Source organism: Streptomyces sp. NPDC002825 (genome assembly GCF_040295385.1).
Taxonomy (GTDB): Bacteria; Actinomycetota; Actinomycetes; order Streptomycetales; family Streptomycetaceae; genus Streptomyces.
This window is the reverse complement of sequence record NZ_JBEOVH010000028.1, coordinates 101,043-126,114: the sequence shown is the minus strand read 5'-3', so window position 1 is coordinate 126,114 and position 25,072 is coordinate 101,043. Positions and strand designations below refer to the sequence as shown.

Sequence of the window (25,072 nt, the reverse complement as noted above, 5' to 3'; positions counted from 1 at the left end):
CCGACCGCCTCCGGCGACACCCTCGCCTCGCCCATGCAGGGCACGATCGTCAAGGTCGCGGTCGAGGAGGGCCAGGAGGTCAAGGAAGGCGACCTCATCGTCGTCCTGGAGGCCATGAAGATGGAGCAGCCCCTCAACGCCCACCGCTCCGGCACCGTCAAGGGCCTGAGCGCCGAGGTCGGCGCCTCCGTCACCTCCGGCGCCACCATCTGCGACATCAAGGACTGACGGTCGCACCCAGTACCGTACGAAGGGCCCGCAGGCAGCCGCCTGCGGGCCCTTCGTCGAGGGGAGGGTCTGTACCCATGCGCGCCGACGCACGCCGCAACCACGAGCGACTGCTCATCGAAGCCCGCGCCGCCTTCGCGGAGCAGGGCGCGGACGCGCCCCTGGAGGAGGTGGCGCGCCGCGCGGGCGTCGGGATCGGCACCCTCTACCGGCATTTCCCCACCCGGGCCGACCTGTTGAACGCGGTCTTCCAGGAGGCGCTCGCCGAACTGCTCGACCGTTCGCGGGAGCTGGCGGAGGCCGAGGCGCCGTGCGCGGCGCTGGTGGAGTGGCTGCGGGCGCTGATCGCGCACGCGGGCGAGTACCGCGGGCTCGCGCACGCGCTGATGTCCGCCTCGTACGACCGGAGTTCGGCTCTGGCGCGGTGCAGCGACCCGCTGCGCGCGGCGGGCGAGCGACTGCTCGAACGGGCCCGGAAGGCGGGGCAGGTGCGGGCCGATGTGTCGATCGGCGACCTGATGCAGCTGACCAACGCGATCGCGCTGGCGGCCGAACAGTGCCCGGAGGACGCGGAGCTGGCGGACCGTCTGCTCGCGCTGACGCTGCGGGGCTTGAAGGGCTGAAGCCCTTTCGGTGATCGGCGTGGGACCCCTGGGGGAGGGTCCCTCGGGTACTGCGGCTGAGTGCAGGTCCTGCGCTGATCTCAGCGGCGGCGCATGTCCGCGACCCGGGCCGTGCGTTCCAGCGTCTCCGCGGCCATCCCGCCACCCGGTCCCCGGAACTGGCCGGCCGCCATCCGTCCGCGCTGGACGGGGAGCGGCATGTCACGGCGGGGCCGGGCGCCCGGGGGGACCTGGTCGCCGCCGGAGGGGCCCGCGGTGGCGCCTGTACCGGCGACGGCGATCTGTACGCCCTGGTCGGCGAGGGCCTGGAGCTCGGTGGCGGCCCGTTCGTCGTGGGCCGGGGGCTCGTCGGTCACCAGGCGGGTGATGACGTCAGTCGGCACCGTCTGGAACATGGTGTCGGAGCCGAGCTTGGTGTGGTCGGCGAGGACCACGACCTCGGCGGCCGCCTGGACCAGCGCCCGGTCCACGCTCGCGGAGAGCATGTTGGACGTGGACAGGCCGCGCTCGGCGGTCAGACCGCTCCCGGAGAGGAACGCCCGGGAGACCCGCAGCCCCTGGAGCGACTGCTCGGCCCCGCTGCCCACCAGCGCGTAGTTGGAGCCGCGCAGGGTGCCGCCGGTCATGACGACCTCCACCCGGTTGGCATGGGCGAGGGCCTGGGCGACGAGCAGGGAGTTGGTGACGACGGTCAGTCCGGGCACGCGGGCGAGCCGGCGGGCCAGCTCCTGCGTGGTCGTCCCGGCGCCGACGACGATGGCCTCGCCTTCTTCGACGAGACTCGCGGCGACGTCGGCGATGGCCGTCTTCTCCGCTGTGGCGAGATGGGATTTCTGCGGGAAGCCGGATTCTCGCGTGAATCCGCCCGGCAACACCGCACCGCCGTGGCGGCGGTCGAGGAGTCCTTCTGCCTCGAGGGCCCGTACGTCTCTCCGTACGGTCACTTCAGAGGTCTGGACGACGCGGGCGAGCTCGCGGAGCGACACGGCCCCATTGGCTCGCACCATTTCGAGGATCAACTGGCGACGTTCTGCAGCGAACACGAAACTGACAGTAACGTGACCGGCCGATAGTTTTCAGCACTATGCGCCGAATTGCAGAAGATGCGCACAGACGGGGCCTCCAAGTGGTATGGGAGGCCCCGTCGTTGATCGTTCTATGCCCGGGATTGCCGGGGGTTGTCCGACCGGGCGAACCGTTCCCGCAGGCGGGAGCCGGGCCGGATCGGGGTCTTACGCCTCGCCCGTCGCCTTTCGGGTGTGCAACTGCCGTGCCACTTCCGCGATCGAGCCCGACAGGGAGGGGTACACGGTGAAAGCATTTGCGATCTGTTCGACCGTCAGATTGTTGTCGACCGCGATCGAGATCGGATGGATCAGTTCGCTCGCCTTCGGCGCGACGACGCAGCCGCCGACCACGATGCCGGTGCCCGGACGGCAGAAGATCTTCACGAAGCCGTCCCGGATGCCCTGCATCTTCGCGCGCGGGTTGCGGAGCAGCGGCAGCTTGACGACCTTGGCGTCGATCTTGCCCGCGTCGACGTCGGCCTGGGTGTAGCCGACGGTGGCGATCTCCGGGTCGGTGAAGACGTTCGAGGAGACCGTCTTCAGGTTCAGCGGGGCCACCGCGTCGCCGAGGAAGTGGTACATCGCGATCCGGCCCTGCATGGCGGCGACCGAGGCGAGCGCGAAGACACCCGTGACGTCACCGGCGGCGTACACGCCGGGGGCGGAGGTACGGGAGACCTTGTCGGTCCAGATGTGACCGGAGTCCTTCAGCCGGACGCCTGCCTCCTCAAGACCCATGCCGGCCGAGTTCGGGATCGCGCCGACCGCCATCAGGCAGTGGGTGCCGGAGATGACCCGGCCGTCCGCGAGGGTGACCTCGACCCGGTCGCCGACCCGCTTCGCGGACTCGGCGCGGGAACGGGCCATGACGTTCATGCCGCGGCGCCGGAAGACGTCCTCCAGGACGGCGGCCGCGTCCGGGTCCTCGCCCGGGAGCACGCGGTCACGGCTGGAAACGAGCGTGACGCGTGAGCCGAGGGCCTGGTAGGCACCGGCGAACTCGGCACCGGTGACACCGGAACCGACCACGATGAGCTCCTCCGGGAGCTCCTTCAGGTCGTAGACCTGGGTCCAGTTCAGGATGCGCTCGCCGTCCGGCTTGGCGTCGGGCACCTCACGCGGGTGGGCACCGGTCGCGATCAGCACCGCGTCGGCGGTCAGCGTCTCCTCGGTGCCGTCGGCGGCGGTGACGACCACCTGGCGCGAGCCGTCCACGGCCTGCCGGCCGGAGAGCCGGCCGCGGCCGCGAAGCACCCGGGCGCCGGCCCGGGTCACGGAGGCGGTGATGTCGTGGGACTGGGCGAGCGCGAGGCGCTTCACCCGTCGGTTCACCTTGCCGAGGTCCACGCCGACGACACGAGCGGCCTGCTCGATGTGCGGGGTGTCGTCCGCGACGATGATGCCCAGCTCCTCGTAGGAGGAGTCGAAGGTGGTCATCACCTCGGCGGTGGCGATCAGGGTCTTCGAGGGGACGCAGTCGGTCAGGACGGACGCGCCGCCGAGGCCGTCGCAGTCCACGACGGTCACCTCCGCGCCGAGTTGGGCGCCCACCAGGGCCGCCTCGTATCCGCCGGGTCCGCCGCCGATGATCACGATCCGGGTCACTGGGATCTACGCCTCGCGCTCTCGTTCTGCCGGGGGGTCCCCCCGCTGGGATGCAGTGCGTACGCCATTGTCCCGCACGCTTCAAGTGCGTACCCCATTCTCCCGCACGCCGGGCGCGGCCTCGCGCCGGGGGCTCGGATGGGGTGACGGGAGGGGTGCGGGAAGCGCGCGGACCCGGGCGCGCGGCCTCGCGGCCGGCGCTCGGACGGGGCGCGGGGAAAAGCACGGACCCGGGCGCGCGGCCTCGGGCCGGGCCTCGGACGGTGCGCGGGAGGGGTGCGGAGCCGCCCGCGCCGGCCCTCGTGCGGCCGCCACCTCGGGGTTCCCCGGGCAGCCCGCCCCCTCCCGTACCCTCGGTCCCATGTCGCTCTACGCCGCTTTCGCCGGCAACCTCGACGCGCGGCTCATGAGCCGCCGCGCACCGCACTCCCCGCTGCGCGGCACCGGCTGGCTGAACGGCTGGCGGCTCACCTTCGGCGGCGAGCAGATGGGCTGGGAGGGAGCGCTGGCCACCATCGTGGAGGCCCCCCGCTCCCAGGTCTTCGTGGCGCTGTACGACATCGCGCCGATGGACGAGGACTCCATGGACCGCTGGGAGGGCGTGGGCCTCGACATCTACCGGCGGATGCGGGTTCGGGTGCACACCCTGGACGGCGAGGAGCCGGCCTGGGTGTACGTCCTCAACGCGTACGAGGGCGGGCTGCCGTCCGCGCGGTACCTGGGCGAGGTCGCCGACGCGGCCGAGTCGGCGGGCGCGCCGCACGACTACGTGATGGAGTTGCGGAAGCGCCCCTGCTGAGCCGGGCGGGCCGCCCCGTGGGCCGCATCGATCCGGCCGCTTCATCCGGCCGGGTTGATCCGACCGGGTGGCCGAAATCCCCCGTTCGTCGGAAACGACAAGACAACGATCGCATGTCCGTCAGCATCGTCATCTACGCGCGTAGGAATTCTCCGGCTACGCTGCTGCGCGTACCAAATCCGTCCGGGGTTCCCCTCGGACCCCCCTCCCCGAGGCGAGAGAGTCAGTGAACGCAACTGCCACCCCGTACGAGGCCGCCGAGGCCGCTGCCGCACGTCTTCGCGAGCTGACCGGTGTCGAGAACCACGACGTCGCCCTGGTCATGGGCTCCGGCTGGGCCCCCGCCGTCGACGCCCTCGGTGCCCCCGAGGCCGAGTTCCCGGTGACCGAGCTCCCCGGCTTCCCGCCGCCGGCCGTCGAGGGCCACGGCGGCAAGGTCCGCTCGTACAAGATCGGTGAGAAGCGGGCGCTGGTCTTCCTCGGCCGCACCCACTTCTACGAGGGCCGGGGCGTCGCCTCCGTCGCCCACGGCGTCCGCACCGCCGTCGCCGCCGGCTGCAAGACCGTCGTCCTCACCAACGGCTGCGGCGGCCTCCGCGAGGGCATGCGCCCCGGCCAGCCGGTCCTGATCAGCGACCACATCAACCTCACGGCGGCCTCCCCGATCGTCGGCGCGAACTTCGTCGACCTGACGGACCTGTACTCGCCGCGCCTGCGCGCGCTGTGCAAGGAGGTCGACGAGACGCTGGAGGAGGGCGTGTACGTCCAGTTCCCCGGCCCGCACTACGAGACCCCGGCCGAGATCAACATGGTCCGCGTGCTCGGCGGCGACCTCGTCGGCATGTCCACCGTCCTGGAGGCCATCGCGGCCCGCGAGGCCGGCGCCGAGGTCCTCGGCATCTCCCTCGTCACCAACCTGGCGGCGGGGCTCTCGGGCGAACCGCTGAACCACGAGGAGGTCCTCCAGGCGGGCCGCGACTCGGCGGCCCGGATGGGCGAGCTCCTGACGCGGGTCCTGGACCGGATCTGACGGTCGCGGGGCGGGGCGGCGCGGCGCCGCTGCGCGGGGCTTCTCCCCCACCCCGCCCTTTCCCGAAACCGGGGGGCGAGCCCCCCGGACCTCATACGCCCGTCGGGCGTGTCCTCGATCTCCCCCTACGCCCGGCGGCGTGGGGGGGACCCCCCGACGGGCTGGAAATCCAGCCCCGCCGGCGTTTGAGGCGCGGGGTCCGGAGCGGAGCCCCGGTTACGGGAAGGGGCGGGATGGGGAAAGGCTCCGCGCAGCGGCCCACCCACCCGCACCCGCCCACCCGCGCCCCCACCCCGCCCCTCCCGCCCGCACCCCCGAAAGGCACACCGTGACGCAGGACGATCTCCTCACCCGGGCCCAGGCCTGGCTCGCCGAGGATCCCGACAGCGAGACCCGCGAGGAGCTCGCGCGGCTCATCGAGGCCGGCGCGAGCGACGAACTCGCCGCCCGGTTCAGCGGCACGCTGCAGTTCGGCACGGCCGGGCTCCGCGGTGAGCTCGGCGCCGGGCCCATGCGGATGAACCGCTCGGTCGTCATCCGCGCGGCCGCAGGCCTCGCCGCGTACCTGAAGGCGAAGGGCCAGACCGGCGGCCTCGTCGTCATCGGCTACGACGCCCGCTACAAGTCCGCCGACTTCGCCCGCGACACCGCCGCCGTGATGACCGGCGCCGGGCTGCGCGCCGCGCTGCTGCCCCGCCCGCTGCCGACGCCCGTCCTCGCGTACGCCATAAGGCATCTGGGCGCCGTCGCCGGTGTCGAGGTGACCGCGAGCCACAACCCGCCGCGCGACAACGGCTACAAGGTCTACCTGGGCGACGGCTCGCAGATCGTCCCGCCCGCCGACGCCGAGATCGCCGCCGAGATCGACGCCATCCGCTCGCTGCACGACGTGCCCCGGCCCGAGTGGGGGTCCCCCCACTCGGGCGAAGCCGAGAGTGGGGGAGGGTGGGAGACCCTCGGCGACGAGGTCCTGACGGCCTACCTGGAGCGTACGGACGCCGTCCTGACCCCCGGCTCCCCCCGGACCGCGCGGACCGTCTACACGGCCATGCACGGCGTCGGCAAGGAGGTCCTGACGGCCGCCTTCGACCGGGCCGGCTTCCCGCCGCCCGCGCTCGTCGCCGAGCAGGCCGACCCGGACCCGGCCTTCCCGACGGTCGCCTTCCCGAACCCGGAGGAGCCGGGCGCCATGGACCTGGCCTTCGAGGCCGCCCGGGCCGTGGACCCCGACATCGTCATCGCGAACGACCCGGACGCCGACCGCTGCGCCGTGGCCGTGCCCGACGCCTCCGTCGAGGGCGGCTGGCGGATGCTCCGCGGCGACGAGGTCGGCGCGCTGCTCGCCGCGCACCTGGTGCACAAGGGTGCCACCGGCGTCTTCGCCGAGTCGATCGTCTCGTCCTCGCTGCTCGGCCGGATCGCCGAGGCGGCCGGTGTCGGCTACGAGGAGACCCTCACCGGCTTCAAGTGGATCGCCCGCGTCGACGGCCTTCGGTACGGCTACGAGGAGGCGCTCGGCTACTGCGTCGACCCGGAGGGCGTCCGCGACAAGGACGGCATCACGGCGGCGCTGCTCGTCACGGAGCTGGCCTCGGTGCTCAAGGAGCAGGGCCGGACGCTGACCGACCTGCTCGACGACCTGGCGGTGGCGCACGGCCTGCACGCCACGGACCAGCTGTCCGTACGGGTCGAGGACCTGGGCGTCATCGCCAACGCGATGGCCACCCTGCGCGAGCGGCCCCCGGTCCGGCTCGCCGGTCTGACGGTCGTCTCGGCCGAGGACCTGACGAAGGGCACCGAGTCCCTGCCGCCGACCGACGGGCTGCGCTACCACCTGGAGGGCGACTACAAGGCCCGGGTGATCGTCCGCCCCTCCGGCACCGAGCCCAAGCTCAAGTGCTACCTGGAGGTCGTCGTCCCGGTCGGCGACGCCAGCGAGCTGGCGACGGCCCGCGCCACGGGCGCCGAGATCCTCGCCGCGATCAAGCGGGACCTGTCCGAGGCCGCGGGGCTGTAGGCAGGGCACAGCACATCGGGCGAGGGCCCGTACGGAACCGATTCCGTACGGGCCCTCGCCCGTACACGCCCTCACCCGGAGACGCCCTCGCCCGTCCGGGTGAACCCCGTACGGCACGTGACGTAAAGCGTGGACCGGGCGCCGGGGGCGCGCGCCAGGGTGACCCGGTGTCCGTCACCCCCGTGCCGTACGTCCCCACACCCCGTACGCCCGCTGCCGCCCCCGACGTCCCGGAGCGCGGCGCGCTGCGGCGCGCGGCCCCGGCGCTGTTCGGTTTCCTGGCGGTACGGCTCCTGGGTCTCGCGGTGCTCGCCCGCTGGGCGCATCTGCGGGGCCACGGTCTGTGGCCGCTGCTCGCCCGGACGTGGGACTCGCTCTGGTACCTGGACATCGCCGGGCACGGGTACGCGACCCAGCCGTCCTTCCCCCGGAACCTGGCCTTCTTCCCGCTCTTCCCCGGGCTCGTCCGGCTCCTCTCGGCGGTCCTCCCCGGCAACGCCTCTCCCGCCTCGATCGCGCTCGGGCTCGCGGTGGTGTGCTCGCTGGCCGCCGCCTGGGGGGTGTTCGCGGTCGGCGACCGGCTGCACGGGCGCCGGACCGGCACGGTCCTCGCCGTCCTGTGGGGGGCCTCCCCGGTGGCCGCCGTGGAGTGGATGGGGTACACGGAGTCGCTGTTCACGGCGCTCGCCGCCTGGGCGCTGTACGCGGTGCTCGGCGGGCGCTGGGCGTGGGCGGCCGGGCTCGCGGTGGCTGCCGGGCTGACCCGGCCGACCGGGCTCGCGGTCGCGGCGGCGGTCGGCGTGGCGGGGCTCCTGGCCGCCCGGCGCGAGCGGCGCGCCCTGGCCGCCGCCCTGACGGCGCCGCTCGGCTGGCTGGGGTACGTCGGGTGGGTGGCGCTCGTCCGGGGGCGCTGGGACGGCTACTTCGAGGTGCAGCGGCGCTGGGGGAACCAGTGGGACGGCGGCGCGGTGACGCTGCGGGCGCTGCGCCGGCACCTCGTCCACAGCCCGTCCCCGCCGTTCTTCCTGACGGTCGTCTCGGTGGTGCTGCTGCTGTCCGCCGCGCTGTACGTGTGCTGTGTCGCGGACCGGCAGCCGCTGCCGCTGCTCGTGTTCACGGGGGTGCTGCTGCTGGTGGTCCTCGGCAGCGGCGGCGTCTGGTTCCCGCGCGCCCGCTTCCTGCTGCCGGGCTTCCCGCTGCTGCTGCCGCTCGCGGTGGGGGTCGCCCGCGCCCGGTGGCACGTCGCCGCCCTCGTCCTCACGGGGGCGGCGCTCTCCTCGGCGTGGCTGGGCGGGCACATGCTCCTGGTGTGGGACGGAGCGCCCTAGCGACGCCGGACAGCCGGCCGGGCCTAGCGGGTCGCGAGCAGGATCACGAGGAGCAGCAGTCCGGCCGCGGCGGGGGCGAGGATCTCGTACGCCCAGCGGACCTGCGGTTCGCCCTGCGCGCCCGGGGTCCCGGCGCGCAGCTCGGCGAGTTCGCGCAGCTCGCCGATGGTCCTGTCGCTCGGGGCGGTACGGGAGGCGCTGTCCCGTACGTCGGCGGTGACGGAGGTACGGCCGTGCGGATCGTCCTGGGAGGCGCGGGCGGCCTGGCGGGCGGCCTTCTTGCGCTGGCGCAGCGAGACGGGGATCGCCCAGAGCTGGTACTTGACGCCCTCCTGCGTGAAGACCTCGCTGGAGTAGCCGGCGCGGACGTCGGCGACCGTGGCCCAGGGCAGCACGATCGACCGGAACGGGTTGCGGATCCGGAGCCGGTCGTCGTTGGCGTACACCGCGGGCCGGATCGTGAAGGCGACGATCAGCGGGACGGCGAGGACGAGGAACGCGAGCGCGATCCAGGGCGTGCGGCCCTCGCCGCGGACGATCGCGTCCCCGGCGAAGAAGGCCGTGAGGAGCAGCAGGAAGACCCCGCCCGCGACCCCGAGGGGCGACCGGAAGACCTTGTCGGCGGGGGTCTGTCCCTCGGGGGTCTTTCCTGCGGACGGCTGCTCGGGGCTCGGCTCGTGGCTGGGCTCGGGGGTCGTCATGCCGCCGATTGTGCCTCAGGGGCCGGGTGGGGGCTCAGGCGCCCCGCGTGGCCACGAGGTCCGCGTACAGGATGATGTTGTCGGGCCGGTGACCGCCGACGAGCTCGCCGCCGCAGGTGACGAGGCGCAGCTCGGGGCGGGTGGTGTCGCCGTACACCTTGGCGGTCGGGAAGGCGTGCTTGTCGACCTGTTCCAGCTCCCGTACCCGGAAGACGGCGGTCGTGCCGTCGGCGCGGGTCACGGTGATCTCGTCGCCGACGCGGACCCTGGAGACGTTCTTGAGGACGGCCGGGCCGCGGGCGGTGTCGAAGTGGCCGATGAGGACGGCGGGGCCGGTCTGGCCGGGGGTGACGCCCTTGTCGTACCAGCCGATGCGGTCGGCGTCCGCGACCGGGGGCACCTCGACGGTGCCGTCCGTGTTGAGGCCGAGGGAGAGGACGGGCCCGGTGTCGACCCCGGCGGCGGGCACCCGCACCCGCACGGGCAGGGACCGCGCCAGCGGCTTGACGGGGGCGGCGCTCGCGGTCGGCGTGGGGGCGGCGGTGGCCGGGGAGATGCGGGCGGGCGGGGTGGCGGGCACGGACTCGCCGACGGCGGAGCAGCCGGTGAGCGCGGCGAGCGCGGCCACGAGGAGGAGGGAGGCGGTACGGGTACGAGCGGGGCGACGGCTCACGGGACGGCTCCGGACGGGCTGCGGCCGGCCACCGCGCGGGACGCGGCGACCGGCCTGGGGCGGGGCGGGGTGGGGTGTTGCCTGCTCGGGTCGGGGCAGGGGGTGAGGCGGTGCGGGTACGGGGTCGGGCGCGGGATCAGGTACCGATCAGGCGCGCGAGGCCGCCCGGCGGCGGAGGACGACGAAGCCGAGGCCCGCGGCGGCGAGGGAGGCCGCGCCCGCGCCGGCCGCGATCAGGGCCGTGGAGTCGCCCTCGGTGCCCAGCTCGGCACCGGCCGCGACGCCGCCCTGCGGGACGACGGAGGTCTGCCCGGTGTTCGTGGTGGAGCCGTTGCTGCCCGCGGGGGCCGGGGTGGTGGCGGACGGCGACGGGGTGGTGGTGGCGTCCTTCTCGCAGCCCTTGGGGAGCTTCGGGAACGCGGTCCACTGGTACGGCGTGTCGCCGCCCTGGGTGCGCTGGCCCAGCTTCGGGGTGGTGGTGTTCGCGTCCTTGATGGTGAGGCCCTGGCCCAGGTCGGCCGCGTGGTCGCGGTCGAGGGTGACGATGGGCTTGCCGTCCTCGTCCTTGAGGACGGCCTTCGGGCCCTTCTCCAGGTCGTTGGTGAGCGTCACGGTCAGCAGCGCGAAGACCGAGGGGATGTCCTGCTGGACGGTGCACTTGCCGAGGGTGACGACGGGACCCGGGGTGGGCTTGGGAGCCGGGGTCTCGACGAGCTCGGGGGCGGCCTGCTTCGACGAGCCCTGGATGTAGGCGGCGAAGCCTCCGTCGTGCTCCAGGACGACGACCGCCTTGCCGTACACGAGGACCTGACGGAGGCCGCTCAGGTAGGTGAAGCCGCGGCCCTGGCCGTTCTCGACGAGCTGGAGGCCGTAGCGGCCGTCCTTCTCGGCCAGCTCCAGGACGGTGCCGTCGGCGAGCTTGTACGTGCCGGGCTCGGCGCCGGGGAGGTAGTTGCGGTCCCAGTTGAGGGTGCGGCCGTCCTGGAAGAGGACGAAGAACTCGCCGTTGTCGTTGCCGGCGACCGGGCCGGTGGCGGCGTCGAGCACGCCGACCGGGTTGCCCTGGAAGAAGAGCTCGGCGCGGTGGTGACCGTCGGCGGCCTTGTAGATCTTGGCGATCGTGCCGTTGATGAGGGTCTCGGTCCGGACGAGGGTGCCCTTCGCGGGGTCGGCCTCCGCCGGCTTGTCGGCCTCGACCGGCTTCGCGTCCGCCGGCTTCGCGGCATCGGCCTGCTGCGCGGTGTCGGCCGGCTTCACGGCCACCGGGCCGTCGGCGGCGTACGCGGCGCCGGCGAGGGCCGGGGTGGTGAGGGCGACACCGGCGACGAGGGCGGTGGCGATGGCGGTGCGAAGGGCGGTGCGCATAACGACTCCTGTGAATTCAGGTGAGCGGATAAGAGGAGAGCCGCATGCCGCTTTTTCTCGGTCCGACTGGTTCCGGTGAGGTCTGGCTGGCTGCTGATAAGAATCTATTGATCTTGTATGCGGGAGCCGTCCGCTCCACGTCACGGGCGTGTGACAGGCGTCACCGCGCCGTGGAACCCCCTGTGACCTCGGGCTCGATGAAGGGTCCGCCCTGTACAGGTCGCTACGCGCGTAGATATGCTCGACTGGTGACCATGCCCACCACTGCATCCGCAGCATTCGCTTTCGCCGACGTGACCACGTCCGACAGTGCGCTGCGCCGCTTCCTCCACGGGCTGCCCGGCGTCGACGCCGTCGGCCTGGAGGCGCGCGCCGCGTCCCTCGGCACCCGCTCGATCAAGACCACGGCCAAGGCGTACGCCATCGACCTGGCCATTTCCATGATCGACCTGACGACTCTCGAAGGCGCGGACACCCCGGGCAAGGTCCGGGCGCTCGCCGCCAAGGCCGTCAACCCCGATCCGACCGACCGCACGACCCCGAAGACGGCCGCCGTCTGCGTCTACCCCGACATGGTGGCCACCGCCAAGGCCGCCGTCGCGGGCTCGGGCGTCAAGGTCGCCTCGGTCGCCACCGCCTTCCCGGCCGGGCGCGCCGCGCTCCCCGTGAAGCTGGCCGACACCGCCGACGCCATCGCCGCCGGAGCCGACGAGATCGACATGGTCATCGACCGTGGCGCCTTCCTCGCCGGCCGGTACATGGAGGTCTTCGAGCAGATCGCCGCGATCAAGGCGGAGTGCGGCGACCGCGCCCGCCTCAAGGTGATCTTCGAGACCGGCGAGCTGTCCACGTACGACAACATCCGCCGCGCCTCCTGGCTCGGCATGATGGCCGGCGCGGACTTCATCAAGACCTCGACCGGCAAGGTCGCGGTCAACGCCACCCCGGCGAACACCCTCCTCATGCTGGAGGCCGTGCGCGACTTCCGCGCCCAGACCGGCGTGCAGATCGGCGTGAAGCCGGCCGGCGGCATCCGCAACACCAAGGAAGCGATCAAGTTCCTGGTTCTCGTCAACGAGACCGTGGGTGAGGACTGGCTGGACAACCACTGGTTCCGCTTCGGCGCTTCCAGCCTGCTCAACGACCTGCTGATGCAGCGCCAGAAGCTGGCGACCGGCCGTTACTCCGGCCCCGATTACGTGACGGTGGACTGATCAACATGGCATCTGCATTCGAGTACGCGCCGGCACCGGAGTCCCGCTCGGTCGTCGACATCGCGCCGAGCTACGGCCTGTTCATCGACGGCGAGTTCGTCGAGGCGGCCGACGGCAAGGTCTTCAAGACCGTCTCCCCCTCCACCGAGGAGGTCCTCGCCGAGGTCGCCCAGGCGGGCGCCGAGGACGTCGACCGCGCGGTGAAGGCGGCCCGCAGGGCCTTCGAGAAGTGGTCGGCGCTGCCCGGCTCCGAGCGCGCCAAGTACCTCTTCCGCATCGCCCGGATCATCCAGGAGCGCAGCCGTGAGCTGGCCGTCCTGGAGACCCTGGACAACGGCAAGCCGATCAAGGAGACCCGCGACGCGGACCTCCCGCTGGTCGCGGCGCACTTCTTCTACTACGCGGGCTGGGCGGACAAGCTCGACCACGCGGGCTACGGCGCGAACCCGCGCCCGCTGGGCGTGGCCGGCCAGGTCATCCCGTGGAACTTCCCGCTGCTCATGCTGGCGTGGAAGATCGCCCCGGCACTCGCGACCGGCAACACGGTCGTCCTCAAGCCGGCCGAGACGACTCCGCTCTCCGCCCTGTTCTTCGCGGACATCTGCCGCCAGGCCGGGCTGCCGAAGGGCGTCGTCAACATCCTTCCCGGATACGGGGAGACGGGCGCCGCGCTGGTCGAGCACCCGGACGTGAACAAGGTCGCCTTCACCGGCTCGACCGCGGTCGGCAAGGCCATCGCGCGCTCGGTCGCCGGCACGGACAAGAAGGTGACCCTGGAGCTGGGCGGCAAGGGCGCCAACATCGTCTTCGACGACGCCCCGATCGACCAGGCCGTCGAGGGCATCGTCAACGGCATCTTCTTCAACCAGGGCCAGGTCTGCTGCGCGGGCTCGCGCCTCCTCGTCCAGGAGTCGATCCAGGACGAGCTGCTCGACAGCCTCAAGCGCCGCCTGTCGACGCTCCGCCTCGGCGACCCGCTCGACAAGAACACCGACATCGGCGCCATCAACTCCTCGGAGCAGCTGGCCCGCATCACCTCCCTCGTGGAGCAGGGCGAGGCGGAGGGCGCCGAGCGCTGGACCGCCGCGTGCGAGATCCCGTCGGCCGGTTACTGGTTCGCCCCGACGCTCTTCACGGGCGTCACGCAGGCGCACCGGATCGCCCGCGACGAGATCTTCGGCCCGGTCCTGTCGGTGCTGTCCTTCCGTACGCCCGACGAGGCGGTCGCGAAGGCCAACAACAGCCAGTACGGCCTGTCGGCGGGCATCTGGACGGAGAAGGGCTCCCGCATCCTGGCGGTCGCCAACAAGCTCCGGGCCGGTGTCGTCTGGGCCAACACGTTCAACAAGTTCGACCCGACCTCGCCGTTCGGCGGCTACAAGGAGTCGGGCTTCGGCCGCGAGGGCGGCCGCCACGGTCTGGAGGCCTACCTCGATGTCTGATCAGACGCGCCTCAGTGTCTTCAAGACCTACAAGCTGTACGTCGGGGGCAAGTTCCCCCGCTCCGAGAGCGGCCGGGTGTACGAGGTGAGCGACGCGAAGGGCAAGTGGCTGGCGAACGCGCCGCTCTCCTCCCGCAAGGACGCGCGTGACGCGGTCGTCGCGGCCCGCAAGGCCTTCGGCGGCTGGGCGGGCGCGACCGCGTACAACCGCGGCCAGATCCTCTACCGCGTCGCCGAGATGCTGGAGGGCCGCAAGGGCCAGTTCGTGCACGAGGTCGCGGACGCGGAGGGCCTGTCGAAGTCGAAGGCGGCCGTGATCGTCGAGGCGGCGATCGACCGCTGGGTCTGGTACGCGGGCTGGACCGACAAGATCGCCCAGGTCGTGGGCGGTGCGAACCCGGTCGCGGGCCCGTACTTCAACCTGTCGACCCCGGAGCCGACCGGCGTCGTCACGGTCGTGGCCCCGCAGGACTCGTCCTTCCTGGGCCTGGTCTCGGTGATCGCCCCGGTGATCGCGACGGGCAACACGGCCGTCGTCATCGCGAGCGAGAAGGCCCCGCTCCCCGCCCTCTCCCTGGGCGAGGTCCTGGCCACCTCCGACCTGCCCGGCGGCGTGGTCAACATCCTCTCCGGCAAGGCCTCCGAGATGGGCCCGCACCTCGCGGCCCACCAGGACGTGAACGCGATCGACCTGACGGGCGCGGACACCGATCTGGCCCGTGACCTGGAGATCGCGGCCGCGGACAACCTGAAGCGCGTCCTGCGCCCCCGTACCGAGGACTTCGCCGAGTCCCCGGGCACGGACCGCATGACCGCGTTCCTGGAGACGAAGACGGTCTGGCACCCCACGGGTTCGCTGGGCGCGAGCGGCTCCTCGTACTAGGACCCCCATGACGAAAGGCCCCCGGGAGCTCCCGGGGGCCTTTCGTCATGCTCCGCCGCGTTCGATCAGGCCCGCGACCCCGTCGAGGACGCAGTCGAGCCCCGTCTCGAACAGCCAGGCCGCGTCGTCCTTGCGGGCCGCGCCGAGGGCGTACGCCCGGTAGGTGGGGTAGCGGCCGGTGCCGAGCAGGTACGTCATCTGCGGGGCGAGCGCCCGGCGGGTCTCGTCGGGGCTCTCCCAGCCGTGCTCCTTCATGTACAGGGCGACGGCGACCTCCGCCTGCACGGCTCCGTGCACGTACGCGCCGACCGCCCGGAACGCGGCCATCATCGTGTCGGTGTCGAGGCCGAGCCCGTCGAGGGAGGCCAGCTGCCGCTCTGCGGACGCCAACCGGTTCGGGGTGAGGGCGAGGAGCGGGGTCGGCAGCTGGGCGAGCCAGGGGTGGCGCAGCATCCCGTCGCGGGTGCGGTGCGCATGGGTCCGCAGGGTCTCCCGCCAGCCCTCGGTGGTCTCCGGCGGCTCCAGTTCGGTCGAGACCCGGTCGACCATGAGGGCCCAGAGCTCGTCCTTGCCGTTGACGTGCCGGTACGCGGCCATGGGCGCGACGCCCAGTTCGGCGGCGACCTTGCGCATGGTGACGGCGGCGAATCCCTCGCGGTCCGCGATGCCGATCGCGGCCTCGGCGATCCGGCCCGGGGTGAGGGACGCCCTGGGCGCCGCGGCGGGCCGATCGAGCCGCTCCCACAGCGAGACGCCGTCCGTCTCGTCCTTCTTCGCCACTCCGGCCTCCTTCTGTCGCGTACAGCGTATGCCCTGTGGACGACGTACACATCGACGTGTACGTTGTACACCTGTTGGCGTACGCCGTACACATCACTGTTCCAGGGGGAACCATGAGCACTCCGCTCCGCCTCGCCGTCATCCAGGGGTCCACCCGCGAAGGCCGCCTCGGCCCCACCGTCGCGCACTGGCTGGCCGGCCACGCCGCCGAACGCCCCGACCTCACCGTCGACGTCGTCGACCTCGCCGAGACCCCGCTGCCCACCGTCTTCCCGCACCTCGGCCAGGCCCCCGCCGACGAGGCCGACCGGGCCCTCCTGCGCGCCGTGTCCCCGCGCCTGGCCGCCGCCGACGCCTTCGTCGTCGTCACACCCGAGTACAACCACAGCTACCCGGCGTCCCTGAAGAACGCGATCGACTGGCACAACAAGGAATGGCACGCCAAGCCCGTCGGCTTCGTCGCCTACGGCGGCTTCTCCGCCGGTCTGCGCGCCGTCGAGCACCTGCGCGGCGTCTTCGCCGAACTGCACGCCGTCACCATCCGCGAGGCGGTCGGACTCCAGGGCGTCTGGGGCCAGTTCGACCAGAACGGCCGGGCCGTCGACCCGGCGGCCGACGCCGCCGCCAAGGCGATGCTCGACCAGCTCACCTGGTGGGCCGAGGCGCTCCGCGAAGCCCGCGCCAAGAAGCCGTACGCGGCCTGACCATGACGACGACCCAGAAAGCCCGGCTCCCCTACCCGGGCCTCACCGGCCTCATGCTCGGCATCGTCCTCGGCACCCTCGACGGCACGATCGTCGGCACCGCCCTCCCCACCGTCGCCGGCGAACTCGGCGGCCTCGACCGGCTGTCATGGGTGGTCACCGCCTACCTCCTCACCGCCGCCGTCACCACCCCCCTGTGGGGCAAGGCCGGCGACCTGTACGGACGCAAGGGCGCCTACCTCTCCGCCGTCGCCGTCTTCCTCACCGGCTCCGTCCTCTCCGGCCTCGCCCAGAGCATGGAGCAGCTCATCGCCTTCCGCGCCCTCCAGGGCGTCGGCGCCGGCGGCCTGATGGTCGGCGCCTTCGCCCTGATCGGCACCGTCGTCTCCCCGGAGGACAGCCCCAGGGTCCAGGCGATCACCGGGGCGATGCTCCCGGCCGCCTTCGCCGGCGGCCCGCTCCTCGGCGGACTGCTCACCGACCACCTGAACTGGCGCTGGGCCTTCTACGTCAACGTGCCCGTCGGCATCGCCGCGCTGCTGCTCGTCTCACTCGGACTGCGCGTACGGACCCCGCGCGTCCGGGCCCGCGTGGACGTGGCCGGAGCGCTGCTCCTCACCACCGGCATCCTCGCCCTGACCCTGCTCGCGACCTGGGGCGGCACCCGGTACGCCTGGACCTCGCCGAGGATCCTCGCCCTGGCCTCGACCGCCGCGGCCGCCCTCGCGCTGCTCGTCAGGACCGAGCGGCGCGCCGCGGAACCGGTGATCCCGCCCCGGCTGTTCCACAGCCGGAACTTCACCCTCGCGCAGATCCTCAGCCTGCTGGTCGGGGCGGGCATGCTCGCCGCGATGAACTACCTGCCGCAGTACTTCCAGTTCGTCCGCGGGCAGTCGTCCACGGCGAGCGGACTGCTCCTGCTGCCGCTCATGCTCGGCATGGTCGCCGTCCAGCTCGCCACGGGCCGGCGGATCGCACACGACGGCCGCTACCGGATCTACCCGATCCTCGGCGGCGGACTCATGACGGCGGGCGCCCTCACCCTGCTCCTGCTCGACGTCGACACCCCGACGGCCGTCGCGTCCGGCCTCGCCGTGATCATGGGCGCCGGCATGGGCTTCCTCATGCAGTCGACCCTGCTCATCACCATGTACAGCGCCCCGCCCCGGGACATGGGTGCGGCGAGCGGCACCGTCACGCTCGTCCGCACCCTCGGCGGCTCCCTGGGCGTCGCGACCCTCGGCGCGGTCTTCACCGCACGCCTCGCGGGGACCGACCCGAACCTGACCCCGTCCCAGGCCGCACGCCTGCCGGAGCCGGTACGGGAAGGCCTGCGGGCGGCGGTCACCAGCGGGGTGCACGGGGTGCTGCTCGGCACCGCCGTGCTCGCCGCCCTGGCCTTCGCGGTGGCCTGGCTTGTACGAGAGGTCCCCCTGCGGACCGCTACGGAAGCAGCCCCCGCGTCAGCGGACCGGCCACCGGCAGATCGGCCACTGCCCCGCCCTTCGTGACGTGGTCGGTCACCAGGTTCGTACCCACCGGCTTGAAGTCGGCGACCTGCGTGCCGAGGCCGTTGTCGAGCGGGTCGACGCCCGTGTTGGCCAGCGGGTCGAGCTGGAGCTGCGTCAGCGGGCCCACGCCGTGCGTGACGCCCTCCAGCGCGCCGGCCCCGGCCGCGGCGGCGTCCGTCCTGGTCAGCGAGTCGACGGGCAGCGGCACCGGCGCGACGGCCTGCGCCGCGGCGCCCGCGCCGACCAGCGCGGCACCCGCCGCCGTGACCGTCAGACCGGCCTTGAGCAGGGCGTTGCGGCGGGGGGTGCGGGGTTCTGCGTGACGCGCCATGACGATCCTTCCGAGGGGTGACCGAGCGGCAACCGACAGTAGTGGAGGTGTGATGCTCGATACCAACGGCCTTCCTCGGGGGTCCCCTGCACGGGGGAATGGTTCACACTGGTGTCCCGTGAGTTCCCAACCGATCCCGACCCGTGTCGTCCTACTCGCGGGCCCCTCCGGCTCCGGCAAGTCGTCCCTCGCCGCCGTCACCGGCCTTCCGGTCCTGCGCCTCGACGACTTCTACAAGGAGGCCGACGACCCTTCGCTCCCGCTCGTCGAGGGAAGCGAGGACATCGACTGGGACTCCCCACTCTCCTGGGACGCGGACGCCGCCGTCGCCGCGATCGTCGAACTGTGCCGTACGGGACGGACGGACGTCCCCGTGTACGACATCGCCACCAGCTCCCGGGTGGACCGGGAGCGGCTCGACATCGCGCGCACGCCGCTCTTCGTGGCGGAGGGCATCTTCGCGGCCGAGATCGTGAACCGCTGCCGCGAGCTCGACGTCCTCGCGGACGCGCTGTGCCTGCGCGGGCGGCCCTCGACGACCTTCCGCCGGCGGCTCCTGCGCGACCTTCGCGAGGGGCGCAAGTCGGTCCCGTTCCTGCTGCGGCGCGGCTGGCGCCTGATGCGGGCCGAGCGCGCGATCGTGGCCCGGCAGACGTCGCTGGGCGCGCACCCCTGCGCGAAACCGGAGGCCCTGGGCCGCCTGGCCGCCGCGGCGGCAGGCCGCCACCGCACACCGGTCTAGCCCCGCCCCGCGCGAGCCCCGCGCCCTGCTGGGCGGTGCCCCGGTCCGCCCCCCGTGTGGGCAATCGTCCCGCAGGGCGGGACGGGTGGGCACACGGGACGGCGCCCTCAGCGGCGCCTCCGCGTTCCGCGCCTGGACCCGCACCACCAGCGCGCCGTCACCAGGGGTGCGGGTTCAGGCGCGGGAGCCTCTGGCGCCGGCAAGGGCGCCGTCCGTTGTGCCCACCCTCCCCCAAGCTCTCGGCTTCGCTCGAGCAGGGGGACCCCCACGCCCCTTGCGGAACGCCTGCCCACAACGGGCGTGGGCACCGCCCCGGCGGAACGCCTGCCCACAACGGGCGGAAGCGCGGCCCACAACGGGCGAAGCGGGTCGTGCGAGGCCCCCCGGACTCGTACGACCCGCTTCGTTTTCTACCCCCGTACCCCCGTACGGTTCCCCCGTGTTCCCCCCGTCCCCAAGCGCCCCGTCTCCCCCGTAGGCACTCGGAGGGTCGTCCCCCCGGACCTTCAGGCCACCAGCTCGCCGAAGGACTCCTCCTCGTCACGGCCGAAGCTCAGCACCTCGTCCTCGCGCAGTCGCCGCAGCGAGCGCCAGATGCTCGACTTCACCGTGCCGACACTGATGTCCAGGATCTCCGCGATCTCCGGATCCGTACGGCCCTCGTAGTAGCGCAGCACCAGCATCGTCCGCTGGAGCTCGGGCAGCCGGGCCAGGGCCTGCCACAGGACCGCGCGCAGCTCCGTACCCCGCATCGCGTCCGTCTCGCCGACCGTCTCCGGCAGCTCCTCGGTCGGGTACTCGTTGAGCTTGCGCCGGCGCCAGGCGCTGATGTGCAGGTTCGTCATGGTGCGACGCAGGTAGCCGCCGACGGCCGCCTTGTCGCTGATCCGGTCCCAGGCGCGGTACGTGGAGAACAGCGCGCTCTGGAGCAGGTCCTCGGCCTCGAAACGGTCACCGGTGAGGTGGTAGGCGGTGGCGTACAGGGAGGCACGACGCTCCTGGACGTAAGCCGTGAACTCGGCTTCCGAACAGCTCGTGCGCTCCCCCGTGACCTCCCCGTACGCCGCTCCCCCGTCAGCAACGGCCACCATGTAAGGCGCCTTGCGCTGACGCCCGACGGTCCGAACGCACCCCCGCCCGTTCATCCCGCCGGACTTCTCGGTGCTCCGCACGACGTCGTGGAGACGCGTGACAACTGCGCTTGAGGTGTTGCTGTGCAGTGCGTTCATCTCGCGCCCCCCGTCGGTTGGAGTGTGTTTCGGTCCGTGTGCCAAGAAGCTTGCCCCCCGGACTTCATGGCGTTGTCCGCCGACTGTCACAGCCGTGTCACAGGGAACGGAACAGAAGCGAGTCCATAGCGAGTCCCCGGACGGTCGATCTCGGACGGCCCCATGGGCCAGAATGACGGCGTGCCTTTTCTGTTGCTGATCGAGGACGACGACGCCATCCGCACGGCCCTCGAACTCTCCCTGTCCCGGCAGGGTCACCGGGTGGCCACCGCCGCCACGGGCGAGGACGGTCTCCAGCTGCTGCGCGAGCAGCGGCCGGACCTGGTCGTGCTCGACGTCATGCTGCCCGGCATCGACGGTTTCGAGGTCTGCCGGCGCATCCGCAGGACCGACCAGCTGCCGATCATCCTGCTGACCGCGCGCAGCGACGACATCGACGTGGTCGTCGGGCTGGAGTCCGGCGCCGACGACTACGTCGTGAAGCCGGTGCAGGGGCGGGTGCTCGACGCCCGCATCCGGGCCGTGCTGCGGCGCGGGGAGCGCGAGTCGACGGACTCGGCGACGTACGGCTCGCTGGTGATCGACCGTTCGGCGATGACGGTCACCAAGAACGGCGAGGACCTCCAGCTCACCCCGACCGAGCTGCGGCTGCTCCTGGAGCTGAGCCGGCGGCCCGGACAGGCGCTGTCCCGGCAGCAGTTGCTGCGGCTCGTGTGGGAGCACGACTACCTGGGCGACTCGCGGCTCGTCGACGCCTGTGTGCAGCGGCTGCGCGCCAAGGTGGAGGACGTGCCGTCCTCGCCGACGCTGATCCGTACGGTCCGCGGGGTCGGCTACCGGCTGGACGTCCCTGCGTGAGCAAAGGGATCTACGCGCGGCTGCGGTTCTCGAGCCTGCGGCTGCGGCTCGTCGTCGTCTTCGCCCTCGTCGCGCTCACCGCGGCCGTCGCCGCCTCCGGCATCGCGTACTGGCTGAACCGTGAGGCGGTGCTGACCCGCACCCAGGACGGGGCGCTCAACGACTTCCGGCAGGAGATGCAGAACCGGGCGGCGACGCTGCCGCTCCGGCCCACCCAGGACGACCTGCGGCACACCGCCGAGCAGATGGCGAGCGGCAGCGCCGCCGACTACCAGGTGCTGCTGCTGGGCGAACGGGCCGCGGGCAAGCCGATCGTGGGCGCCTCGGACCCGGACGACTTCACCCTGGCCGACGTGCCGCGCTCGCTGCGAGACGCGGTGGACACCAAGCGGCAGGTGACGGACACCGATCCGTACGCGTACCACCTGTTCTGGCAGCGTACGGAGCGTAACGGGACGCCCTACCTGGTCGGCGGGACGCGGATCGACGGCGGCGGTCCCGCCGGGTACATGTTCAAGTCGCTGGCCGCGGAGAAGGCCGATCTGAACTCGCTCGCCTGGTCGTTGGGGATCGCCACCGCGCTCGCGGTGGCCGGTTCGGTGCTGCTCGCGCAGGTCGCGGCGACGACCGTGCTGCGTCCGGTGCACCGGCTCGGCGAGGCGGCCCGGCAGCTCGGCGAGGGCAAGCTCGACACCCGGCTGCGGGTCTCCGGAGCGGACGAACTGGCCGATCTGTCCCGTACGTTCAACAGCGCGGCCGAGTCGCTGCAGAAGAAGGTCGCGGCCATGAGCGCGCGGGAGGAGTCCTCGCGGCGCTTCGTGGCCGACATGTCGCACGAGCTGCGGACCCCGCTGACCGCGTTGACGGCCGTCACCGAGGTCCTGGAGGACGAGCAGGACTCCCTGGACCCGATGATCGCCCCGGCGGTCGCGCTCGTGGTGAGCGAGACCCGGCGCCTCAACGACCTGGTGGAGAACCTGATGGAGGTGACCCGCTTCGACGCGGGCACCGCGCGGCTCGTCCTCGACGACGTGGACATCGCGGACCAGATCACCGCGTGCATCGACGCGCGAGCCTGGCTGGACGCGGTCGAGCTCGACGCCGAGCGCGGGATCGTCGCGCCGCTCGACCCGCGCCGCCTCGACGTCATCCTGGCGAACCTGATCGGGAACGCGCTCAAGCACGGCGGTTCGCCGGTGCGGGTGTCGGTGCGCACGGACGACGAGGAGCTGGTCATCGCCGTGCGCGACAACGGGCCCGGCATCCCCGAGGAAGTGCTTCCCCACGTCTTCGACCGCTTCTACAAGGCGAGCGCGTCCCGGCCGCGGTCCGAGGGCAGCGGGCTCGGCCTGTCGATCGCCATGGAGAACGCGCTGATCCACGGCGGTTCGATCACGGCGTCGAACTCGGTCGGCGAGGACGGGAAGGTCGACGGCGCGGTGTTCGTGCTGCGACTGCCGCTGGACGCCTCGGGAATCACGCGCGAGGTGCAGACGCGCAGCAGCCAGGGCGAGGTGGAGGAATCGTGAGGCGTCGCCTGTTGGTCCCGGCGGTCGCGCTCACCGCCCTGCTCACCGGCTGCGGCATCCGCACCACCTCGGTCCCGGTGGACGCGGGCGCGGCCCCGTCGCGGGTCCCGTGCAGCGTGACCGACGAGGGTCCGCAGGAGACGGCGGCGCAGGGCGTGCCGGTCCGGGTGTTCCTGGTCTGCAGCTCGCAGCTGGAGGCGGTGGACCGGCGGTCGCCGCTGCCGGAGGAGAAGGCGGGCGGCGATCCGGTGCGCACGGCCGGGGGGCTGCTGGCGCAGCTGCTCGCCGAGCCTTCGGAGAGCGAGCGGCAGGCCGGCTTCACGACCGAGGTACGGGGGCCGCTGACGGTCGGCGGCGGGCACCGGGGCGACCCGGCGGGCACGCTGCGGCTGAGCCGCCAGCCGGAGGACCTCGCGCCGACGGCCCTGTCGCAGCTGGTCTGCACGTTCGCGGAGAGCTCGGCGGGGGCGGGGGAGCATACGGTGCTGCTCGGGGGGCCGGGGGCGTACGCGCCCAAGCGGTACCGCTGCACGGCGACGCTCCGGGAACGCCCGGACTCGACACCCCCGACAACGGCACCAACCCCTACGGGCTGACCCCCGCCCCGACCCACGTGTGCCCGCGCCCGGGCGGGCGGCGTTCCGGTCCGCCCCTCTGTGGGCCCGCGCCCGGCGGGGCGGTGCGCCGGTCCGCCCCCGTGCGGGCACGCGTTCCGCAAGGGGCGGTGCCCCGCTGCCGTGTGGGCAATCGTCCCGCAGGGCGGGACGGGTGGGCACACGGGACGGCGCCCTCAGCGGCGCCTCCGCGTTCCGCGCCTGGACCCGCACCCATGTGCACCGAGCGGGTGGTGCGGGTCAGGGCGCGTAAGCCTCTGGCGCCGGCAAGGGCGCCGTTCCGTTGTGCCCACCCGTTCCGCCCCTTGCGGAACGCCTGCCCACAACGGGGGCACCGCCCCGGCGGAACGCATGCCCACAACGGGGGTGGGTGCAGGTCCACGAACCGGGTCCGCGACGGCGCACCCGAGGCCGCGGAACCGATTCCGCTGTGGCGTGCGTCTTCACGGGCGTGCAGCGTCAAGGTTCGGGCGGCCAGGCCGCCATGGTCGTCCGCGTGGCGGGGTTCGTCCTGCTCCTCGCGCATCTGCTGCTCGTCGCCTGGGTCAGCCTGCGCCCACGGGACGTCGCGTGGGTGACCGCCCCGAACACGATCCCCCTGCACGGCATCCGCGCCGACCTCGCGCTCGGCGGTGCCGAGGCCGCGCGGCTGATCGGCGAGGGCCTGCTGTTCCTGGCCCCGCTGGGCGTGCTGCTGCCGATGGCCGACGGACGGCTGCACGTCTCCGGCTGGGCCTCCCTGACCCGTACGACCGCCGCCGGCGCGCTCGTGTCGCTGGCCGTCGAGCTGCTCCAGACCGCCGTGCCGGGGCAGGTCGTCGACGTGGACTCCGTACTCCTGAACACGACCGGCGTCGCCCTCGCGCACCTCCTCGTGGTCCCGGCCTGCCGGAGCCGGCTGCGGCGGGCGGAGCGTCCTCAGGGTGCGACCCCGACGATTTCCAGGGTCCCGATCGCCCCGTAGACGGACGCTTCGTCCCCGTTCACGACGGCAGGATGGAGTCATCGGGAGCCCGGAAGAGCGGCTCCCGGACCGACTCCGAAGGAGCCCACCATGGCCGCACTGTCCCGCCCCCGTGAAGGACGCGTGCTCGGCGGAGTGTGCGCGGCGCTGGCCCGGCGCTTCGGCACCTCCGCGACGACGATGCGTCTGATCTTCCTGGCCTCGTGTCTGCTGCCGGGCCCGCAGTTCCTGATCTACCTGGGCCTGTGGATCTTCCTGCCGGCGGAGAAGACGGCGAGCAGCGCCTGGTAGTCCGGCGTGCGTACGCCGAAGGGGCGCGTACCCGGGTTCCGGGTGCGCGCCCCTTCGGCGTGTACGGCGACCGGTCAGCCGATCGGCAGACCGTTCAGCGGCAGGCCGCCGAGGAGGCCGCCGACCGGGGTGGCGCCGAGGCCGCCGGCGGCGGCGTCGAGCGGGAGGTTCTGGGTGGCCTGGCCGGCGGCGGCCGGGAGCGTCTTCACGCCCTGGTCGACACCCTGGCCGAGGGCGCCCTGGCCGGCACCGAGGGACTCGGAGGCGCCGTCAGGGAGCGTGGTGAGGCCGTCACCCAGCGGGACGGCCGAGGTCACCGTGCCCAGCGCGTCGGCGTCGAGCGGCAGGGGCGCGGCGGAGGCCGTGCCGGCGCCGGCAGCGGCGAAAGCGACACCGAGAGCGGCGACACCGAGCTTCTTGGCGGCAGACTGCTTCATCAGAGAATCTTCCTTGGGGAATCCGGGGGCTTCGGGGAAAAGCCGGTCGGGGAAATCCTGGGAATCGAGAGCGGCTCTGCAACCTAACCAGCGAACGTCGCCTCCGC

Annotated in this window: 26 protein-coding genes; 17 read left to right on the top strand and 9 right to left on the bottom strand. The window is 72.8% G+C overall.

Going from position 1 to position 25,072, the window contains the following annotated elements; genetic code table 11:
- Both ABT041_RS29670 and ABT041_RS29665 read left to right on the top strand, forming a co-directional pair.
- Window positions 1–228: acyl-CoA carboxylase biotin carboxyl carrier protein subunit (locus tag ABT041_RS29670; RefSeq protein ID WP_351190141.1), on the top strand; the 228-nt coding region annotated here is incomplete at its 5' end.
- Between the two features lie 77 nt (window positions 229–305).
- Complete coding sequence (locus ABT041_RS29665) at window positions 306–851, top strand: TetR/AcrR family transcriptional regulator (RefSeq protein ID WP_351190138.1); 546 nt, start codon at window positions 306–308, stop codon at window positions 849–851.
- An 80-nt stretch (window positions 852–931) separates the two neighbouring features.
- On the opposite strand, the gene ABT041_RS29660 is transcribed toward ABT041_RS29665, so the two are convergent.
- On the bottom strand, window positions 932–1,858 hold the full coding sequence (locus tag ABT041_RS29660) for a DeoR/GlpR family DNA-binding transcription regulator (RefSeq protein WP_502976619.1): 927 nt from the start codon (window positions 1,856–1,858) through the stop codon (window positions 932–934).
- Window positions 1,859–2,083: 225 nt separating this feature from the next.
- Entirely contained in the window at window positions 2,084–3,523 is a 1,440-nt protein-coding gene (locus ABT041_RS29655) for an NAD(P)H-quinone dehydrogenase (RefSeq protein ID WP_351190132.1), read from the bottom strand.
- Between the two features lie 361 nt (window positions 3,524–3,884).
- On the opposite strand from ABT041_RS29655, the gene ABT041_RS29650 reads away from it, so the two are divergent.
- The 4 genes from ABT041_RS29650 (at window position 3,885) to ABT041_RS29635 (ending at window position 8,697) form a co-directional block, all read left to right on the top strand.
- Window positions 3,885–4,322, top strand: a complete 438-nt coding sequence (locus ABT041_RS29650; RefSeq protein ID WP_017239758.1) for a gamma-glutamylcyclotransferase family protein — start codon at window positions 3,885–3,887, stop codon at window positions 4,320–4,322.
- Between the two features lie 226 nt (window positions 4,323–4,548).
- Window positions 4,549–5,352: a purine-nucleoside phosphorylase gene (locus ABT041_RS29645; RefSeq protein WP_123455042.1), complete on the top strand. Its 804-nt coding sequence runs from the start codon at window positions 4,549–4,551 to the stop codon at window positions 5,350–5,352.
- Window positions 5,353–5,680: 328 nt separating this feature from the next.
- Entirely contained in the window at window positions 5,681–7,369 is a 1,689-nt protein-coding gene (locus tag ABT041_RS29640; RefSeq protein WP_351190127.1) for a phospho-sugar mutase, read from the top strand.
- Window positions 7,370–7,536: 167 nt separating this feature from the next.
- Entirely contained in the window at window positions 7,537–8,697 is a 1,161-nt protein-coding gene (locus tag ABT041_RS29635; RefSeq protein WP_502976618.1) for a putative hexosyltransferase, read from the top strand.
- A 23-nt stretch (window positions 8,698–8,720) separates the two neighbouring features.
- Here ABT041_RS29635 and ABT041_RS29630 read toward each other — a convergent pair whose 3' ends face one another.
- The 3 genes from ABT041_RS29630 to ABT041_RS29620 all read right to left on the bottom strand — a co-directional run bounded on the left by ABT041_RS29630 (window position 8,721) and on the right by ABT041_RS29620 (window position 11,436).
- Window positions 8,721–9,398 (bottom strand): PH domain-containing protein, encoded by a 678-nt coding sequence (locus ABT041_RS29630; RefSeq protein WP_351190124.1) that lies wholly within the window; start codon window positions 9,396–9,398, stop codon window positions 8,721–8,723.
- Between the two features lie 34 nt (window positions 9,399–9,432).
- Window positions 9,433–10,071 (bottom strand): class F sortase, encoded by a 639-nt coding sequence (locus tag ABT041_RS29625; RefSeq protein WP_351190121.1) that lies wholly within the window; start codon window positions 10,069–10,071, stop codon window positions 9,433–9,435.
- Between the two features lie 147 nt (window positions 10,072–10,218).
- Entirely contained in the window at window positions 10,219–11,436 is a 1,218-nt protein-coding gene (locus tag ABT041_RS29620) for a hypothetical protein (protein WP_351190118.1), read from the bottom strand.
- Window positions 11,437–11,690: 254 nt separating this feature from the next.
- Here ABT041_RS29620 and deoC point away from each other — a divergent pair, with 254 nt between their 5' ends.
- From deoC to ABT041_RS29605, 3 genes are read left to right on the top strand one after another with little or no spacing between them, the layout of a single operon-like run.
- Window positions 11,691–12,650 carry a deoxyribose-phosphate aldolase gene (gene deoC / locus ABT041_RS29615; RefSeq protein ID WP_351190115.1) on the top strand — a complete coding sequence of 320 codons (960 nt, stop codon included), beginning with the start codon at window positions 11,691–11,693 and terminating at the stop codon, window positions 12,648–12,650.
- Window positions 12,651–12,655: 5 nt separating this feature from the next.
- Complete coding sequence (locus ABT041_RS29610; RefSeq protein ID WP_351190112.1) at window positions 12,656–14,092, top strand: aldehyde dehydrogenase family protein; 1,437 nt, start codon at window positions 12,656–12,658, stop codon at window positions 14,090–14,092.
- Window positions 14,085–14,975 carry an aldehyde dehydrogenase family protein gene (locus ABT041_RS29605; RefSeq protein ID WP_351190109.1) on the top strand — a complete coding sequence of 297 codons (891 nt, stop codon included), beginning with the start codon at window positions 14,085–14,087 and terminating at the stop codon, window positions 14,973–14,975. The genes ABT041_RS29610 and ABT041_RS29605 overlap by 8 nt, the downstream gene beginning before the upstream one ends.
- A 45-nt stretch (window positions 14,976–15,020) precedes the next feature.
- Here the strand turns inward: ABT041_RS29605 and ABT041_RS29600 are convergent, their stop codons facing one another.
- Window positions 15,021–15,755: a TetR/AcrR family transcriptional regulator gene (locus ABT041_RS29600; RefSeq protein WP_351190106.1), complete on the bottom strand. Its 735-nt coding sequence runs from the start codon at window positions 15,753–15,755 to the stop codon at window positions 15,021–15,023.
- A gap of 113 nt (window positions 15,756–15,868) precedes the next feature.
- On the opposite strand from ABT041_RS29600, the gene ABT041_RS29595 reads away from it, so the two are divergent.
- Both ABT041_RS29595 and ABT041_RS29590 read left to right on the top strand, forming a co-directional pair.
- Entirely contained in the window at window positions 15,869–16,459 is a 591-nt protein-coding gene (locus ABT041_RS29595) for an NADPH-dependent FMN reductase (RefSeq protein WP_351190103.1), read from the top strand.
- A gap of 2 nt (window positions 16,460–16,461) precedes the next feature.
- Complete coding sequence (locus ABT041_RS29590) at window positions 16,462–17,970, top strand: MDR family MFS transporter (RefSeq protein ID WP_351190101.1); 1,509 nt, start codon at window positions 16,462–16,464, stop codon at window positions 17,968–17,970.
- Here ABT041_RS29590 and ABT041_RS29585 read toward each other — a convergent pair.
- Window positions 17,903–18,301, bottom strand: a complete 399-nt coding sequence (locus tag ABT041_RS29585) for a hypothetical protein (RefSeq protein ID WP_351190098.1) — start codon at window positions 18,299–18,301, stop codon at window positions 17,903–17,905. The two genes, ABT041_RS29590 and ABT041_RS29585, sit on opposite strands and share 68 nt — an antisense overlap.
- A gap of 52 nt (window positions 18,302–18,353) precedes the next feature.
- Between ABT041_RS29585 and ABT041_RS29580 the strand changes: the two genes are divergently transcribed.
- Window positions 18,354–19,043, top strand: a complete 690-nt coding sequence (locus tag ABT041_RS29580; RefSeq protein WP_351190095.1) for an ATP-binding protein — start codon at window positions 18,354–18,356, stop codon at window positions 19,041–19,043.
- Between the two features lie 506 nt (window positions 19,044–19,549).
- Here the strand turns inward: ABT041_RS29580 and ABT041_RS29575 are convergent.
- On the bottom strand, window positions 19,550–20,272 hold the full coding sequence (locus tag ABT041_RS29575; protein ID WP_351190092.1) for a SigE family RNA polymerase sigma factor: 723 nt from the start codon (window positions 20,270–20,272) through the stop codon (window positions 19,550–19,552).
- Between the two features lie 180 nt (window positions 20,273–20,452).
- Here ABT041_RS29575 and afsQ1 point away from each other — a divergent pair, with 180 nt between their 5' ends.
- The 5 genes from afsQ1 (at window position 20,453) to ABT041_RS29550 (ending at window position 24,528) form a co-directional block, all read left to right on the top strand.
- Window positions 20,453–21,130 (top strand): two-component system response regulator AfsQ1, encoded by a 678-nt coding sequence (gene afsQ1, locus ABT041_RS29570; RefSeq protein ID WP_017239746.1) that lies wholly within the window; start codon window positions 20,453–20,455, stop codon window positions 21,128–21,130.
- Window positions 21,127–22,659 (top strand): ATP-binding protein, encoded by a 1,533-nt coding sequence (locus ABT041_RS29565; protein WP_351190089.1) that lies wholly within the window; start codon window positions 21,127–21,129, stop codon window positions 22,657–22,659. The genes afsQ1 and ABT041_RS29565 overlap by 4 nt, the downstream gene beginning before the upstream one ends.
- Window positions 22,656–23,255, top strand: a complete 600-nt coding sequence (locus ABT041_RS29560; RefSeq protein ID WP_351190086.1) for a hypothetical protein — start codon at window positions 22,656–22,658, stop codon at window positions 23,253–23,255. Before ABT041_RS29565 ends, ABT041_RS29560 begins: the two co-directional genes overlap by 4 nt.
- Window positions 23,256–23,757: 502 nt before the next feature.
- Entirely contained in the window at window positions 23,758–24,237 is a 480-nt protein-coding gene (locus tag ABT041_RS29555; protein ID WP_351190157.1) for a VanZ family protein, read from the top strand.
- A gap of 90 nt (window positions 24,238–24,327) precedes the next feature.
- Window positions 24,328–24,528, top strand: a complete 201-nt coding sequence (locus ABT041_RS29550; RefSeq protein ID WP_351190083.1) for a PspC domain-containing protein — start codon at window positions 24,328–24,330, stop codon at window positions 24,526–24,528.
- A 74-nt stretch (window positions 24,529–24,602) separates the two neighbouring features.
- Here the strand turns inward: ABT041_RS29550 and ABT041_RS29545 are convergent, their stop codons facing one another.
- A complete protein-coding gene (locus tag ABT041_RS29545; RefSeq protein ID WP_351190080.1) occupies window positions 24,603–24,965 on the bottom strand; it encodes a hypothetical protein in 363 nt (120 codons plus the stop codon).
- Window positions 24,966–25,072 lie beyond the last annotated feature (107 nt).